Origin of the sequence: Neotabrizicola paludis, from assembly GCF_044142105.1 — a bacterium.
Taxonomy (GTDB): Bacteria; Pseudomonadota; Alphaproteobacteria; order Rhodobacterales; family Rhodobacteraceae; genus Pseudogemmobacter.
On the sequence record NZ_JBGTYM010000003.1, the window covers coordinates 158,874 to 173,934 of the forward strand.

15 protein-coding genes are annotated in these 15,061 nt (G+C 67.0%); 10 read left to right on the top strand and 5 right to left on the bottom strand.

All coding sequences use genetic code 11. The features are described from left to right. Window positions 1-12: 12 nt before the first annotated feature. From ACED67_RS09240 to ACED67_RS09270, 7 genes are all read left to right on the top strand, one after another. A complete protein-coding gene (locus tag ACED67_RS09240; protein WP_395541307.1) occupies window positions 13-996 on the top strand; it encodes a tripartite tricarboxylate transporter substrate binding protein in 984 nt (327 codons plus the stop codon). 74 nt (window positions 997-1,070) lie between these two features. Further along, window positions 1,071-2,255 carry a CaiB/BaiF CoA transferase family protein gene (locus tag ACED67_RS09245; RefSeq protein WP_395541308.1) on the top strand — a complete coding sequence of 395 codons (1,185 nt, stop codon included), beginning with the start codon at window positions 1,071-1,073 and terminating at the stop codon, window positions 2,253-2,255. Next, window positions 2,252-2,824: a cysteine dioxygenase family protein gene (locus tag ACED67_RS09250; RefSeq protein ID WP_395541309.1), complete on the top strand. Its 573-nt coding sequence runs from the start codon at window positions 2,252-2,254 to the stop codon at window positions 2,822-2,824. Before ACED67_RS09245 ends, ACED67_RS09250 begins: the two co-directional genes overlap by 4 nt. Window positions 2,825-2,859: 35 nt before the next feature. After that, window positions 2,860-4,248, top strand: a complete 1,389-nt coding sequence (locus ACED67_RS09255) for an MmgE/PrpD family protein (protein ID WP_395541310.1) — start codon at window positions 2,860-2,862, stop codon at window positions 4,246-4,248. 74 nt (window positions 4,249-4,322) lie between these two features. Beyond that, window positions 4,323-5,702 (top strand): MmgE/PrpD family protein, encoded by a 1,380-nt coding sequence (locus tag ACED67_RS09260; protein ID WP_395541311.1) that lies wholly within the window; start codon window positions 4,323-4,325, stop codon window positions 5,700-5,702. A gap of 405 nt (window positions 5,703-6,107) precedes the next feature. Further along, on the top strand, window positions 6,108-6,329 hold the full coding sequence (locus ACED67_RS09265; protein ID WP_395541312.1) for a hypothetical protein: 222 nt from the start codon (window positions 6,108-6,110) through the stop codon (window positions 6,327-6,329). A gap of 117 nt (window positions 6,330-6,446) precedes the next feature. Then, window positions 6,447-6,713, top strand: a complete 267-nt coding sequence (locus tag ACED67_RS09270) for a hypothetical protein (protein ID WP_395541313.1) — start codon at window positions 6,447-6,449, stop codon at window positions 6,711-6,713. A gap of 120 nt (window positions 6,714-6,833) precedes the next feature. Here ACED67_RS09270 and ACED67_RS09275 read toward each other — a convergent pair whose 3' ends face one another. Together ACED67_RS09275 and ACED67_RS09280 are read right to left on the bottom strand one after the other, a co-directional pair. Then, the gene (locus tag ACED67_RS09275; protein ID WP_395541314.1) at window positions 6,834-7,427 is read right to left on the bottom strand and encodes a DJ-1/PfpI family protein; all 594 of its coding nucleotides are present in this window, start codon (window positions 7,425-7,427) and stop codon (window positions 6,834-6,836) included. Between the two features lie 63 nt (window positions 7,428-7,490). Beyond that, window positions 7,491-8,144 carry a GntR family transcriptional regulator gene (locus tag ACED67_RS09280; protein ID WP_395541315.1) on the bottom strand — a complete coding sequence of 218 codons (654 nt, stop codon included), beginning with the start codon at window positions 8,142-8,144 and terminating at the stop codon, window positions 7,491-7,493. Window positions 8,145-8,295: 151 nt separating this feature from the next. Between ACED67_RS09280 and ACED67_RS09285 the strand changes: the two genes are divergently transcribed. Genes ACED67_RS09285 through ACED67_RS09295 form a run of 3 tightly spaced genes read left to right on the top strand, consistent with a single transcriptional unit; the run spans window position 8,296 to window position 11,864 of the window. After that, window positions 8,296-9,504, top strand: coding sequence for an iron-containing alcohol dehydrogenase (locus ACED67_RS09285; protein ID WP_395541316.1), 1,209 nt, complete (start codon window positions 8,296-8,298; stop codon window positions 9,502-9,504). A gap of 10 nt (window positions 9,505-9,514) precedes the next feature. Continuing rightward, window positions 9,515-10,978 (top strand): NAD-dependent succinate-semialdehyde dehydrogenase, encoded by a 1,464-nt coding sequence (locus ACED67_RS09290; RefSeq protein WP_395541317.1) that lies wholly within the window; start codon window positions 9,515-9,517, stop codon window positions 10,976-10,978. 28 nt (window positions 10,979-11,006) lie between these two features. Further along, complete coding sequence (locus ACED67_RS09295; protein ID WP_395541318.1) at window positions 11,007-11,864, top strand: alpha/beta hydrolase; 858 nt, start codon at window positions 11,007-11,009, stop codon at window positions 11,862-11,864. Here the strand turns inward: ACED67_RS09295 and ACED67_RS09300 are convergent. Genes ACED67_RS09300 through ACED67_RS09310 form a run of 3 tightly spaced genes read right to left on the bottom strand, consistent with a single transcriptional unit; the run spans window position 11,848 to window position 14,939 of the window. Continuing rightward, window positions 11,848-13,008, bottom strand: a complete 1,161-nt coding sequence (locus ACED67_RS09300; protein WP_395541319.1) for a Gfo/Idh/MocA family protein — start codon at window positions 13,006-13,008, stop codon at window positions 11,848-11,850. The genes ACED67_RS09295 and ACED67_RS09300 overlap by 17 nt on opposite strands. Window positions 13,009-13,013: 5 nt before the next feature. Then, entirely contained in the window at window positions 13,014-14,069 is a 1,056-nt protein-coding gene (locus ACED67_RS09305; protein WP_395541320.1) for a sugar phosphate isomerase/epimerase family protein, read from the bottom strand. Between the two features lie 30 nt (window positions 14,070-14,099). Continuing rightward, on the bottom strand, window positions 14,100-14,939 hold the full coding sequence (locus ACED67_RS09310) for a sugar phosphate isomerase/epimerase family protein (protein WP_395541321.1): 840 nt from the start codon (window positions 14,937-14,939) through the stop codon (window positions 14,100-14,102). Window positions 14,940-15,061: the final 122 nt, after the last annotated feature.

Below are 15,061 nucleotides of genomic sequence, written 5' to 3' on the forward strand. Positions count from 1 at the left end.
ACAGATATGAAAATGCAGATAAGGCGCCTCGTTGCCCCTCTGGGGCTGGCCCTTGCTTTGGCGGCGGGTGTACCTGCCCTTGCGCAAGAATGGGCGCCGGACCAGCCGGTCGAGGTCGTTGTCGGCGTGGCGCCGGGCGGGTCGATGGATTTCACGGCGCGGCTTGTGCATGACCTGCTGGTCAAGGAAGGCCTGATCCCGCAGGCAAGCATCGTCAACAACAAGCCCGGCGGCGGGCATGCGGTGGCGCTGGCCTATACGCAGCAGCACACGGGAAGCCCCTATTACATCCAGATCGTCAACACGCCGCTGATCGCCAATGTGATCCTTGGGCGCAGCCCGATCAAATACGAAGATTTCACCCCGATCGCGACGCTGTTCGAGGAAAACATGGTGTTCGCCGTGCGCGCGGATTCCAAGATCACCGACGGCGCGACCTTGCTGAACATGCTGCGCGAGGCGCCGGATTCAATCAGCTTCTCTGTCTCGAGCGGCCTGGGGACAGTCAACCACGCTTCCGTAATGCAGCTTGCGCAAGAGGCAGGCGTCGATCTCACCAAGCTGAAGACCGTTGCCTTCGATTCCTCGGCCGAAGGCGTCACGGCGACGCTGGGCGGTCACATTGATGTGGTGGTCACGACGGCGCGGTCGCTGCTGCCCTTCCGCGAATCCGGCGATCTGCGCTTTCTGGCCGTCGCCGCAGCAGAACGGCTGCCCGGGGCAATGGCCGATGTGCCCACCTGGCGCGAACTGGGCGTAAACGCCGAGGTTGCGGCCTGGCGTGGCGTCATCGCGCCGGCCGATTTGACGCCGGAACAGGCCGCTTTCTGGGCCGAAGCGATCCACAAGATCACCCAGAGCGACGAATGGAAGAAGGTTCTGGCCGAGGAATACATGGTCGACACCTATCGCGACGGCGCGGCGACCAAGGCATTCTTCGCCGAGGAGTCCGAAGCTTATGCGTCCATGGTGAAGGCCCTGGGCATCAGCCACTGAAATGCAGGGTTTCGCTGCAAGACCTGCGGGCGAAACCCTGATCCCGAATTCTCATTGACGGAATGATGATGACAATGCCCGCGCTTCAACCGCTTGCCGACATTCGTGTCGTGGAATTCTGCCAGATCGCGGCGGGGCCGTTCTGCGGGATGTTGCTGGCCGACCTTGGCGCCGACGTGATCAAGATCGAAAGCCCGGCCGGCGGAGATGCGATGCGCAGCTGGCCCCCCCTGACCGGCGGCTTCAGCGAGAACTTCGCCTCGCTCAACCGCAACAAGCGGTCTGTCGTCCTTGATCTGAAGACCGCTGCGGGGCAGGCGGCGGCGCTGGATCTTTGTGCGCAGGCGGATGTGCTGGTCGAAAACAACCGGCCCGGCGTCATGGCACGGCTGGGTCTGGGCTTCGACCGGCTGCATGCGCTGCATCCGGGGCTGGTCTACTGCTCGATCTCGGGCTTCGGGCAGAAGGGCCCGCGGGCCCGTGAAGGCGGCTTCGACGTCTCGATCCAGGCCATGGCCGGCGTCATGAGCGTGACGGGCGAGCCGGGCGGGGCGCCGGTGAAATGCGGCGTGCCGATTTCGGATTTCTCGACCGGGCTTTATGCGGCCTTTTCCATCGCCGCGGCGCTGCGGCAGGTGGCTGCGGGCGGAACGGGCTGTCATATCGACGTCTCGCTGATGGGCGCGACGCTGGGGGTGGCGGCGCTGCAGACTTCGGAATTCTTCGGCACAGGCCAGATTCCGCAAAAGCTGGGCTCGGCCCATCCCCGCAACGCCCCCTACCGGGCATTCCGTTCGAAGGATGGTCACTTTGTGATGGCGGCGGGGAATGACACGTTGTGGTCGCTGGTCTGCGAGGTTGTCGGTCGCCCGGCCCTGCGCGCGGATGACCGGTTCAGCAGCGTCTCGCTGCGGGCGAAGAATCAGGATGCGCTGCTTGAAGTGCTGGAAGAGATTTTCGTGACGCGCAGCAGTGAAGACTGGCTCGGCGCCTTTCGGGCCGCAGGCGTGCCCTGTGCTCCGATCAACGACTACGCCGCCGCGCTGGAAGACCCGCAGGTGACGGCGATGGGCTGGGTCAGCGAAATCGACCTGCCTTCGGGGGCGCGGACCCGGACCTTCGGCAATCCCGTGCTGTTCGACGGCCAGCCAACCCCGGTGCGGCGCGGCCCGCCGGGCCTGGGCGACCATACGGATGAGGTTCTTGGCGAAATCCAAACCGCGACGGGCACGCGGGGAAGTCGGGTGGCCGCGTCATGACCCCCAATCCCCTGCGCGATTTCGTCGTCGAGATGACCCGGCTTTCCGACCGGGAAAGCGAAGAGGCCCGGCTTTTCCGCGAGGCGACGCCGCTGATGGCCGACCTGATCCGCCGCCCCGACTGGCTTCCGCGCGCCTATGCGCAACCCAGCCTCGAACGCTATCAGCAATATCTTCTGTACTGCGACCCGCTGCAGCGGTTTTCGCTGGTCAGCTTCGTCTGGGGGCCGGGCCAGCAGACGCCGGTTCACGACCATACGACCTGGGGGCTGATCGGCGTTCTGGAAGGGGCCGAGCAGGCACAGAAATATGCGTTGATCGACGGCATCTGGCGCCCGCAGGCCGAGGAGGAAATGCTTGAACCCGGCGGGCTGGATGCGGTTTCGCCGACCATCGGCGATGTCCATCGCGTGCGCAACGCCTGGAAGGACAGGACCTCGATCTCGATCCATCTCTATGGCGGCAATATCGGCCAGATCGACCGCCATGTCTTTGATCCGAATAACGGGCAGGTAAAGCCGTTCCGCAGCGGCTATGCGCTGGACAGCCTGCCGAACATCTGGATCTGACCGTTGGCAGGGGAATGATGAAACACGATCCGGACATGAACGCAGCCCCTGCGCTGTCGCAGGTTCTGGCAGACCATGCGGCGGCGATTTCCTGGGCAGACCTTCCGCAATCGGTTCACCTCGCCTTCCGCCGCGCGCTGGTCGATTATCTGGCCGTGGTGGCGGCCGGCCTGTCGCAGCCGCCCGCGGTGGCGGTACGCGCGCTTGCCGAGGCGCAGGCCGGCCGGCCGGTCGCGACCCTGATCGGCACGGCGCAGCGTGCGTCGGTTCAGGACGCGGCCTTTGCCAATGGAACCGCAGCCCATGCGCTGGATTTCGACGATGGCCATCGCGAGGGGTCGGCCCATCCCGGTGGGGTGATCTTCTCGACCGCGCTGGCCGTGGCGGAAGCCGAAGGCAGTGACTGGCTGGCCTTTGCGGAAGCCGTGGTGGCCGGATACGAAGTCATGCTGCGGATCGCCGCCTCGATCCATCCGACCTCGGCCGGCCAGGGCTGGCACAATTCCTCGGTCGCGGGCGTTTTCGGGGCGGTTGCGGCAGCGGGGCGGCTGATGGGGCTTGATGCCGCGACCATTGCCCAAGGCTTCGGACTGGCCGGCAGTTTCGCGGGCGGGATCCGCGAATATCTGTATGACGGGGCCGATGTGAAGCGGTTGCACCTTGGCAAGGCGGCGCGCGACGGCATCCTCTGCGCGGAACTGGCGCGCCGCGGTGTCACCGGCGCGCAGGCGGTGTTCGAGGGCCGGAACGGGCTGTTCCGCGCCATGGCGGCCGGTCGGGGCAAGGCCGACCGGCTTGTGCGGGGGCTGGGACAGGACTGGGAATTTCCGCAGGTCTACTTCAAGCCCTATCCCTGCTGCCGGCATTTCCAGGCGGCGATCGACGCGACTCTGGCCCTGAAGGCCGAACATTCCATCGCGCCCGAACGGGTTTCTAGCATCGAGATCGGGCTTTATGGCCCGGGTGTCAGCGGGCATGAACATGTGACCGCGCAAACCCTGCTGGACGCGCAGATGAGTGCGCCCTGCGCCATCGCGACCACGCTGCTGCACGGGCATCCCGGCGTGGCGCAGTTCGACCCCGCGGGCTTCGATGCGCCCGACATGCAGCGGCTGCTTGCCCGTACACGGGTCTTCACCGATGCCGAATGCGACGCCGAATATCCTGCCCGGCGCACCGCGGTGGTGCGGCTGACACTGGACGATGCGACCGTTCTGGAACGGCGGATCCGGGATCCGAAGGGCGAGGCAGAAAATCCCCTGGGCGATGACGAGATCGGCCAGAAGTTTCTGGAAAATGCCGGTTCGGTTTTCGGGCAGGCCAAGGCGGCAAGCCTTCTTTCCGACATCCGCGCCGATGCTTTCGCGGGGGGCAAGGTCGCGGCGTTGACCGCCCGGCTGACCCCGGAGAGCGCCACCGCCTGATCCGCGTCGGCTGACGCCTGCACCGAACCAGCAGGGCACCCGCGCCCCGCAAATGCGAGACCGAGGAGATAGTGATGAACGCGCCCCATTCCATCCAGACCGGCACAAGCCGCGGCGAGCTTCTGTCGGCGTTTATCACCGGCACCGAAGGGCGAAGCTATCCGCCCGAAGTTCTGGAAGCGGCGCGGATGGCCTTTGTCGACTATCTTGGAGTGACCGTCGGCTCGATGGGGGATGCGCCGGTCCGGTCCGCTTCGGCAGCCGTGCGGCGCTGGAATGCCCCCGGTCAGGCGACCGTCTTTGGCGAATATCGCACGGCCCCGGCCCTTGCCGCGCTGGTCAATGGCACGGCGACCCATTCGCAGGATTACGACGACACGCATCCCGCCGGCGCCGGGCATCCGTCAGGCCCGGTCTGGTCGGCGACGCTTGCCCTGTCGGAAGAGCGGGGCATTTCGGGATCGGCGATGATGGGGGCCTTCATCACCGGCTACGAGGTCATGGCCAAGCTGGGCAATGGGGGGGCGCCAGATGGCGTCGGCCGCACCCTGCAGCGCAAGGGATTTCATCCGACATCCGTGGTCGGCCGGGCGGGCGCCGCCGCCGCCGCTTCGGTTCTGCTGGGCCTTACGCGCGATCAGGTGGAATCGGCGCTTGGAAATGCCGCCACCACGATGGGCGGGTTGCTCGGGTCGTTCGGCAGCCATTCCAAGCCCTTCCATTCGGGAAAGGCCGCGATGGACGGCATCATGGCCGCGCAATATGCCGCCGAAGGCTACGAGGCCGCGCACATGCTTTATGAGCGTGAGGGCGGCTGGCTGTCGGCCTTCATCCAGGACGGGTCGGCCATCGTGCCCGAGCTGGATGATTTCGGCACGAAATGGGAGATTCTGGGCAATGGATTCAAGCTTTTCGCCTCGTGCCGCGCGACGCATGCCTCGACCGAGGCGGCGCGCAGCCTGTCAGAGCGTCTGGCCGGGCGCGCCATCCGCGCGGTTCACGCCAAGACCCACAGCACGGCCTTGATCACCGCCGGAAAACTGTTTCCCAAGACCCCGCTGGAATGCAAGTTCAGCGTGCCGTTCTGTGTCGCGATGGGGCTGAATGGCTACCGGCTGCTGCCGGCCGACTTTGTTCCGGCGACGCTGGCGGACAGGCGGGTAACCGGACTGCTTGACCGCATCACAGTTGAGCCCGTGGCAGGCCAGCCGCCGGCTGAGGCGCATCTTGAGGTCACGCTGGAGGATGGCGAGGTGCTGCGCGCGTCCACCCGCATCGTGAAGGGGCATCCGGATAATCCCCTGAGCTGGGATGATATCCGGGCCAAATTCGGCTCGTTGCTTCAGGCCGTGCTGCCGCAGCGAGAGATTGAGAGTCTCTATCAAATCGCACGTTGCATCGATGCGCCCGACGCGCTTGCGATGATCCGCGAGATAGCTGGTCCGCGCGGTTGATCAGGAAAGACAAAGTTCTGAGTCAAAGCGCAGGCATGTGAATAACTGCATGCTGTCGCCCGTCGAGTTCGCAGCAGCGGAAACTGACCGAAGCTGGACTTGCCCCGGAAAAGTGGAGAGCACCAAGAGAGGAAGCAAAAGGTGTTCTGTGGAAAACGGGTACAGACCGCCGCCGGAATTTCGGCGCGAAGCGGTGCGGCTTGGGCTGACCAACGGTCACGCGCGGCGAAAGATCGCTGGTGTTCCGGGCAGTGGCCTGCCGACGCAGACGCGCTGTCCCCGTCAGGAACGCGATGTGTGTGAGCCAAGCGAAGCATCGGTCGGAACTGATGGGGTGGATGCCGCCTTCGCCCGGCATCGTATGGTGCCTGCAAAGCCACAACGGCGCGTTCGAGGCAGGAGCCCATGTCAGAAGTTAATGTCGCCGCGATCGATCTCGCCAATCGTCGTTTTCAGGTTTGCGCCGGGGATCGGGGCGGGGCGGTTCTATTTAACCGCGTGGCCTCGCGCGCGAAGCTGACGCAATTTTTGGAGGCGCACGAGCCCTGCGTCGCGGCGATGATGGCCTGCGCTACAAGCCATTATTGGGACACATCGCTCTGCGCGTCGGGCATGACTTGCGACTGATCCCGCCTATTCACTTCAAGCCTTCCTGCCGCTGGCGGCGGCGGGCTTCGGGGCGCTGATGGCGACGGGCAGCGCCCAGCGGCGGTTCGCGGGCTGGCTGACCGGGCGCATCAGGCCGTGCTGGCCGGGCTGATGGAGCTCGACCGGCTGCGGCGCTGGCAGGAGCGGGCCGGGGAGGCGCTGGCCGATCTGTCCGGGCGGGTGCCGCGCCTGCTGCTCGATTGCCTGGCCCGCCACCTGATGGTCTCGGCCCCGCAGGCCGAAACCGAAAGCGGCGCCAGCCGCGCCGCGGTCGAACGCAACCTCACCCTGCTCGTCAGCCGCGGCATCGCCCGCGAGGTCACCGGGGCAGGGCGGTTCCGGGTCTGGACGGCGGCGATCTAGGGCGCCCGCGCAGCCCGCCGCCACGCACAGGCGATCCTGCCGAACTGGCGGGGCGCTCAATGCGCGACGGCCGCCCGTTCATTGCGGGCAGCCGTGCGGGCCGGTTATGGGGCGTCGGGCCTAGCTGTGGACGATCTTGGTCCCCAGCACGTTCAGGCATTCGCGCATGAAGGCGGCAAGGCCCGTCCAGCCCTTGGCCGAGACCATCGTGCCATCGACATAGGCCTCGGTCGGCTTGACGTCGATATAAGTGCCGCCGGCCAAGATCACTTCGGGTTCACAGGCGCCCAGGGCCGCGACCTTCTTGCCGCGCACCACGCCATCGACCGCGATCAGGATCTGCACGCCGTGGCAGATGGTGAAGATCGGCTTCTTCGCCTCGTGAAAGTGACGAACCATGGCCTGCACGCGTCTGTCGGTGCGGATGTATTCCGGCCCGCGGCCGCCAGCGCAATAGACCGCATCGTATTGGTCCAGCTCCTTCTCAGCGTCCGAAAAGGTCTTGTTGATATCGGCGAAATGGCCGTAGCGCTCGATATAGGTCTGGTGCCCCTCGAAATCGTGCAGGCTGGTCTGGATCTTGTCGCCCGCCTTCTTATCGGGGCAGACGACGTGGACGGTGTGGCCCACGGCCTCCATCCCCTGCTGGAACACGAAGATTTCGTATTCCTCGGTGAACTCGCCCGTCAGCATCAGGATCTTCTTGCCAGCCATCCGTTTTCTCCTCCTTGGTGACAGCTGCCCGGCACGTGTCCGGCCGGGCGAAAGGGTGCGGGCCTAGTCGAAGGCCAGCATCAGCCGGTCATGCGACCGCTGGATATGGTCGTGCATCGCCTGCGCCGCGGCTTCGGGGTCGCGGTTGCGGAAGGCGACGAGCAGGGTTTCATGCTCGTCGAGCGCCTCGACCGTGACGCGGGCGTGGAACATCAGCCGGAACAGGTGCAGGTGGACATGCTGGCCCGAAAGGGCCTGCCGCATGACATTGTTGCCCGCGATCCGCAGGATGGCATCGTGAAATTGCGCATCCGCTCGGGCAAAACGCGAATATCGGCTGTTGCGGTCGACCGGCGGGCTGCCGTCCTGCATGTCGGCGGCCGCGGCCTCTAGCCCGGCGAGCGCGTCTGCCGTCATGTTCCGGGCCGCCATGCGGGCGCCTTGCGGTTCCAGCAGAAGGCGGAATTCATAGAGGTCGTCGAACTGCTTGCGGGTCAGCTGGGGGGCGGCGGAATAACCGATCAGATGCGCCTTGCGGACCAGACCTTCGCGTTCCAGCCGGCTGAGCGCCTCGCGCACGGGGGTCTGCGAGATGTCGAGTTCGCGCGCCAGGACATCGATGGCAATGCGGGCGCCCGGGGCGATGTCGAGCGACATGAGCCGTTCGTAGATGTTGTCATAGACACCATCCGCCATGCTGACCGGACGCAGGGACACCTGCCGACCTTCCCGTTCCGCCGCCAATGCCATCGTCGATTGATCCCTGCTTGACACGCGGCCATCGGTCGCAGATATCCTATCGGATGTCAAATCGTTTATCCTATACGATCTGATATTCGTCGCGCCATCACGCAGCATCGAGGGAACCATGACAGCGTTCGCCACCATCCGGTCCCCCCGCGAAATCCTGTTCGGCCCCGGACAGCGGCATGTCCTGGCCGCCGTGGCCCGAAAGCTGGGCCGGCGCGCGCTGATCGTCACCGACACCCGGCTGTCGTCGGACGGCACTTTCCTGGCGCTCATGGATGAGTTGCGCGCCGCGGACCTCGAGCTGCAGGTCGAGGACAGCACGCTGCCCGACGTTCCCGTCGCCTCGGCCATCGCGGCGGCCGAGGCGCAGCGGGGCTTCGCGCCTGAGCTGGTCATCGGCATCGGCGGCGGGTCCTGTCTGGACATGGCGAAATGCGTGGCGCTGCTGCTGACCCATGGCGGCCGACCGCAGGATTATTTCGGTGAGTTCCTTGTGCCCGGGCCGGTCCTGCCGCTGATCGCGGTGCCGACGACGGCGGGCACCGGGTCGGAGGTGACGCCGGTCGCTGTCCTGTCGGATTCCGAGCGCACGCTGAAGGTTGGCATCTCCTCGCCCCATCTGATCCCGGTGGCCGCAATCTGCGACCCCGAGCTGACGATGACCTGCCCGCGCGGCCTGACGGCGATTGCTGGCGCCGATGCGCTGACCCACGCCATTGAGGCCTTCACCGCCATTCGCCGCACCCCGACCCCCCTGCTGGCGCAGGAGCGGGTCTTCGTGGGCAAGAACCTCACCTCAGATCATTTCGCCTTGCGCGCCATCGCGCTTCTGTCCGAGGGGCTGGAGAAGGCCTGCACCGACGGTACGGATGCCACGGCGCGGGGCAAAGTGATGCTGGGCGCGACGCTGGCCGGGCTTGCCTTCGGCGTCGCGGGAACCGCCGCGGCCCATGCGATCCAGTATCCGATCGGCGCGCTGACCCATACCGCGCATGGCACGGGCGTCGCCTGCCTGATGCCCTATGTCATGGCCTGGAACGCCCCCGCCATCGGCCCGGAACTGGCCGAGATCGCCCGCGCGATGGGATTGTCGCAGGCCGAGCAGGTGATCCCCGCCATCGCCGCCCTGTTCCAGCGCATCGGCATCCCGGCCACGCTGCGCGACCTGGGCCTGGCCGAGGACAGGCTGGACTGGGTGGCCGAGCAGTCGCTGGGGATCGCCCGGCTGATGCAGAACAACCCGCGCCCCATCACGCCCGCCGACATGCGCGCGCTTCTGCGCGCCGCCTATGCCGGCGACCTTGCCTTCGCCCGTTCCCCTGCCTGAGGATCCGCCCATGACGCTTGACGCAGCCCCGCTCGACTATGCCGATCCCGCGCTTCACGCCCAGGGCCTGTGGATCGGCGGCAAGTGGCATCCCGGCGGGGGCATTCCGGTGATCGACCCGGCCCGTGGCCTGCCCATCGCCGAGGTTCCCGATGCGGGGATCGACGCGGCACTGGCGGCCGTCGACGCCGCCGATGCCGCCGCCGCAGGCTGGCGGGCGACGCCGCACCGCCAGCGGTCGGAAATCCTGCGCCGGATGTTCACCCGGATGACCGAAGAGGCCGAGGCCCTGGCACGGCTGATCGCGCTGGAAAACGGCAAGGCGCTGTCGGATGCGCGGGGCGAGGTGGCCTATGCGGCCGAATTCTTCCGCTGGTATGCCGAAGAGGCGACGCGGATTGCGGGCGAGTTCCGCCGCACCCCGTCGGGGTCGCACAACATTCTTGTCGACCACGAGCCGATCGGCATCTGTCTGCTGATCACGCCCTGGAATTTTCCCGCCGCCATGGCGACGCGCAAGATCGGCCCGGCGCTGGCCGCCGGATGCACCGTGATCCTGAAGCCCGCCTCGGAGACGCCGCTGACCGCCTATGCCATGGCGCGCATCGCTGCGGACTGCGGCGTGCCGCCCGGCGTCATCAACGTCATCACCACAACGCAGCCCGGCCCCGTCACCTCGGCCATCCTGGGCGACCCGCGCGTCCGCAAGCTGTCGTTCACCGGCTCGACCGGCGTCGGCCGCACATTGTTGGCCGAGGCCGCCAGATCGGTGGTCAGCTGTTCGATGGAACTGGGCGGCAACGCGCCCTTCCTGGTCTTCGATGATGCCGATCTGGATGCCGCGCTGGACGGGGCCATGGTCGCCAAGATGCGCAACGCTGGCGAGGCTTGCACCGCCGCCAACCGGTTCTACGTGCAGGAGGGCATCCATGACGCCTTCGTCGCCGGCCTGGCCGCGCGGATGGCCGCGCTGAAGGTGGGTCCGGGCACCGATCCGGCCACGCAATGCGGCCCGATGATCACCCGCCGGTCCGTGCAGAAGATCGACCGGCTGGTCAGCGACGCGGTCGCGCGCGGCGCCCGGATCGTGACGGGTGGAGCGGTCCCGCCGGGTGAGGGCTTCTACTACCCGCCCACCGTCCTTGAGAATGTTATGCCCGAGGCACCGATCGCGCATGAGGAAATCTTCGGTCCCGTCGCCCCGGTCTACCGCTTCCGCACCGAGGACGAGGCGATCCGTCTGGCGAACACCACCGAATACGGGCTTGCCGCCTATGTCTACTCGCGCGATCTTGCCCGTGCGCTGCGCGTCTCGCGCGGGATCGAGGCGGGGATGATCGGCGTGAACCGCGGGCTCATGTCCGATCCGGCCGCCCCGTTCGGCGGCGTGAAGCAAAGCGGACTTGGCCGCGAGGGCGGGGTGACCGGCATCCTCGATTTTCTGGAGGCCAAGTATCTTGCAGTTGATTTCTGACCCCATCGTGCAGCCCGGGGGACGTCGCATGGCAGGCCCGGACCCCTACCGCATCCGCAGTTTCGTGCCGGATTTCGACGCGATCTCGGCCGAGATTGCCGCCCGCAGCCGGGCCCTTGCGGCAAGGTCGATGATCTGGGCCGGTTCCGCCTACGGCCCCGGCGCCCGCGAGCGGATCGACATCCTGCTGCCGCCCAACCTGCGCTCGGGCGCGCCGATCCACATCTTCGTCCACGGCGGCTACTGGCGGTCGGGCGACAAGGCCGACTACACCTGTGTGGCCGCCCCGGTGCTGGCGGCCGGCGGCATTGCCGCCATCGTGGAATACGATCTGATGCCCGGCACGCGGCTGCCGGTGCTGGTGGACCAGGTCCGCCGCGCCACCGCCTGGCTTGCGGCGCGGGCCCCTGCACTGGGGGCCGATCCGGCGCGGCTGACGGTCAGCGGACATTCGGCCGGGGCGCATCTGGCCTCGTACCTGGCCGCGACGGGGCCTGAGGATGGCGTGGCGCCCGAGACCCCGGTTGCGGGGCTGCTGCTGCTGAGCGGGATCTACGACCTGTCCGGCATTCCGGGCAGCTTCCTGAAGGACGAGGCGCGGATGACGGTCTCCGAGGCGCGGGCCTGGTCGCCCTTGACCGCGCACCAGCACGCGGGACCGGGCCGGATCATCGCGCACGGGGCCGAGGAAACCGCGCCTTTCCACGACCAGGCGCAGCGCCTGCACAAGCTTCTGGGCCGGTCCGGCCGAGGGGCCCGGCTGATGGTGCAGCCGGGGCTCAATCACATGAACGTCGTGCTCGATCTGGCCGACCCGGAGCGCCCGCTTGGCCAGGCGCTGGCCGATCTGGTCGCGACGGCGCGGGTTGTCAAAGGTTCAGCGTGACCCAGGCGCCGTTGCGGCCAGAAGAGCGGACGCAGGCATCGACGAAGGCGACACCCTCCAGCCCCTCCTTCAGGCCCGGGAAGGTGGTGCCCTCGGGGAGGGGGGTTCCCGACTTGGCGGCGCGGATGGCGCGGGCGGCTTCGGTGTAGAGCGTGGCGAAGCCTTCCAGGTAACCCTCCGGGTGGCCCGGGGGCACGCGCGAGACGCGGGCCGCTTCGGGGCCCGATCCGGCGCCGCCGCGGGTGATCAGGCGCTTGGGCTGGCCGAAGGGGGTGAACCAGAGGTAGTTCGGGTCTTCCTGCGCCCATTCGAGCCCGCCCCTGGTGCCATAGACGCGCAGGCGCAGGGCGTTCTCGTTGCCCGGCGCGACCTGGCTGCACCACAGCATCCCCTTTGCGCCGCCCTGGTAGCGCATCAGCACATGGCCGTTGTCGTCGACCCTTCGGCCGGGCACGAAGGCGGTGAGGTCGGCGGCCAGCGTGTCGAGCGTCAGGCCGGTGACGAAATTGGCCAGGTTGAAGGCATGGGTGCCGATGTCGCCGGTGGAGCCGCCGACGCCGGACCGGGCCGGGTCGGTGCGCCAGTCGGCCTGCTTGTTGTCGACGGGTTCGGTCAGCCAATCCTGGACATATTCGACGTTCACCAGCCGCAGTTCGCCCAGCTCGCCCGCCGCGATCATCGCCTTGGCCTGCCGGATCATCGGATAGCCGGTGTAATTGTGGGTCAGGGCAAAGACGACGTCCGAGGCTTCGGCCGCCTTGGCCAGCCGTTTCGCCTCGGCCAGGGTCGCGGTCAGCGGCTTGTCGCAGATCACGTGGATGCCGCGTTTCAGGAACTGCAGCGCCACTGGCGCGTGCATGTGGTTCGGGGTGACGATGGCGACGGCGTCGATCCCGTCCTTCCGCCGCGCCTCTTTCGAGGCCATTTCGGCGAAGGATGTGTAGGCCCGGGTCACGCCCAGGTCGGAGGCCGAGGCGAGCGCCTTTTCGGGGTTCGACGAGAAGGCCCCGGCGACGAGTTCATACTGGTCGTCGATCCGGGCGGCGATGCGGTGGACCGCGCCGATGAAGGCGTCGCGTCCACCGCCGACCATGCCAAGGCGAAGCCGTTCGGGGCGGGCGGTATGGGCGGCGTCGATGGGCATCTGTCCTACTCCAGTCCAAGCATGCGGCGGTTGGCGGCGCGGTCGGTGCCGGAATCGGCGAAGTCGTCAAAGGCCTTTTCCGTCACCCGAATGATATGGGCGGCCACGAATTCGGCCCCCTCGCGCGCGCCATCCTCGGGGTGCTTCAGGCAGCATTCCCATTCCACCACCGCCCAGCCGTCGAAGCCATGGGCCGTGAGTTTCGAGAAGATCCCGCCGAAATCGACCTGGCCGTCGCCCAGGCTGCGGAAACGGCCGGCCCGGTTCACCCAGGACTGGAAGCCGCCATAGACGCCCTGCCGGCCGGTGGGGTTCAACTCGGCATCCTTGACGTGGAACATGCGGATCCGGTCGTGGTAGATGTCGATGTTCTGCAGGTAGTCCATGTGCTGCAGAACGTAATGCGACGGATCGTAGAGCATACAGGCCCGGGCGTGGTTGCCGGTGCGGTCCAGGAACATCTCGTAGCTGATCCCGTCATGCAGGTCTTCGCCGGGGTGGATTTCATAGCAGACATCCACACCGCAGCTGTCGGCATGATCGAGGATCGGCGTCCAGCGGCGGGCAAGCTCGTCGAACGCCTCTTCCACCAGACCGGCGGGTCGCTGCGGCCAGGGATAGACGAAGGGCCAGGCCAGCGCGCCGGAAAAGGTGGCATGGGCGGTGAGGCCGAGGTTGCGGCTGGCGGTCAGCGCCTTCTTGACCTGGTCGACGGCCCATTCCTGCCGGGCCTTGGGGTTGCCCCGGACGGACGGTGCGGCGAAACCGTCAAACGCCGCGTCATAGGCGGGGTGGACGGCGACAAGCTGGCCCTGCAGGTGGGTGGAAAGCTCGGTCACCTCGATACCCGACTCCGCCGCGACGCCCTTGAACTCGTCGCAATAGTCCTTGCTGGCCGCGGCCTTTTCCAAGTCGAACAGGCGACCGTCCCAGGACGGGACTTGCACCCCCCTATAGCCGCAATCGGCCGCCCAGGCCGTGATCGATTTCCACGAATTGAATGGTGCCGCATCGCCCGCGAATTGCGCCAGAAACAGCGCCGGACCCTTGATCGTCTTCATGAACGTCCTCCCGTAGTTGTGCCCGACGCCCTAGCGCAGGCCGATATCCGTCAGATGCCGGGCAATGTGCGCGTAACCGTCCCGATAGACCGCTTCGGGGCTTTCGGCGAAGTCGCGCCAGACCTTCGTCGCTGCCGCCAGGTCGGGCAGCCCACGGCCGAAAGCCTCAATCGTCAGCCAGTCGTCATAGCCGATGGACTTGATCGCCGCGAAGGTTTCGGCCCAGGGGATATTGCCCCGACCCGGCACGCCCCGGTCATTCTCGGACAGGTGGATATGCATCACCTCTGCCCGGTTCCGCGTCAGCGCGCCGATTGGATCGGCTTCCTCGATATTGGCGTGGAACGTGTCGTACATCGCCTTTATGTTCGGATGCCCGACCCTGCGCACGAAGGCCGCCAGATCGGCCATCGTGTTCAGAAGGTAGCATTCGAACCGGTTCAGCGCCTCGAGCCCGACGGTCACGCCGACGGTCGCCGCATGTTCGCCGATCCGCTGCTGGCTATCGGCCGCGCGGGAAAGCTCGTCTGGCGTCGGTCCCTTCCCGGAGAACTGCCCCAGGACCGAATGAAGCGGCCCCGACACCCGGTCCGCCCCCAGCGCGGCGGTGCAGTCGAGCACCCAGCGCATCCGGTCGATTCCGGCCTGCCGCACCACCGTGTCCGGCGACATCAGGTCGAGCGCCGGGTCACCGATGGCCGACACGGCGGTGCGCGCCAGACCCAGCGCGTCCAGCCGGCGGCCGAGGGCGGCATAGTCCGAAGGCTGGCCTTCGAAGACCGGAATCTCGACCCCGTCGAACCCGGTCTTTCGGATGTCCGCCAAGAGCGCCTCATGTTCGGGGCCGACCTTCGTGGTCCACAGGAACATACACATTCCGATTTTCACCGCGGCCCCCATTGCTGTTATCTGGTCTTACCAAAGTGAGCGGCGTCTTGCCAGCGCGTTCTTGTGCTTTGCCACTGCCGCCGCGACCATCCGCCAAATTCGCG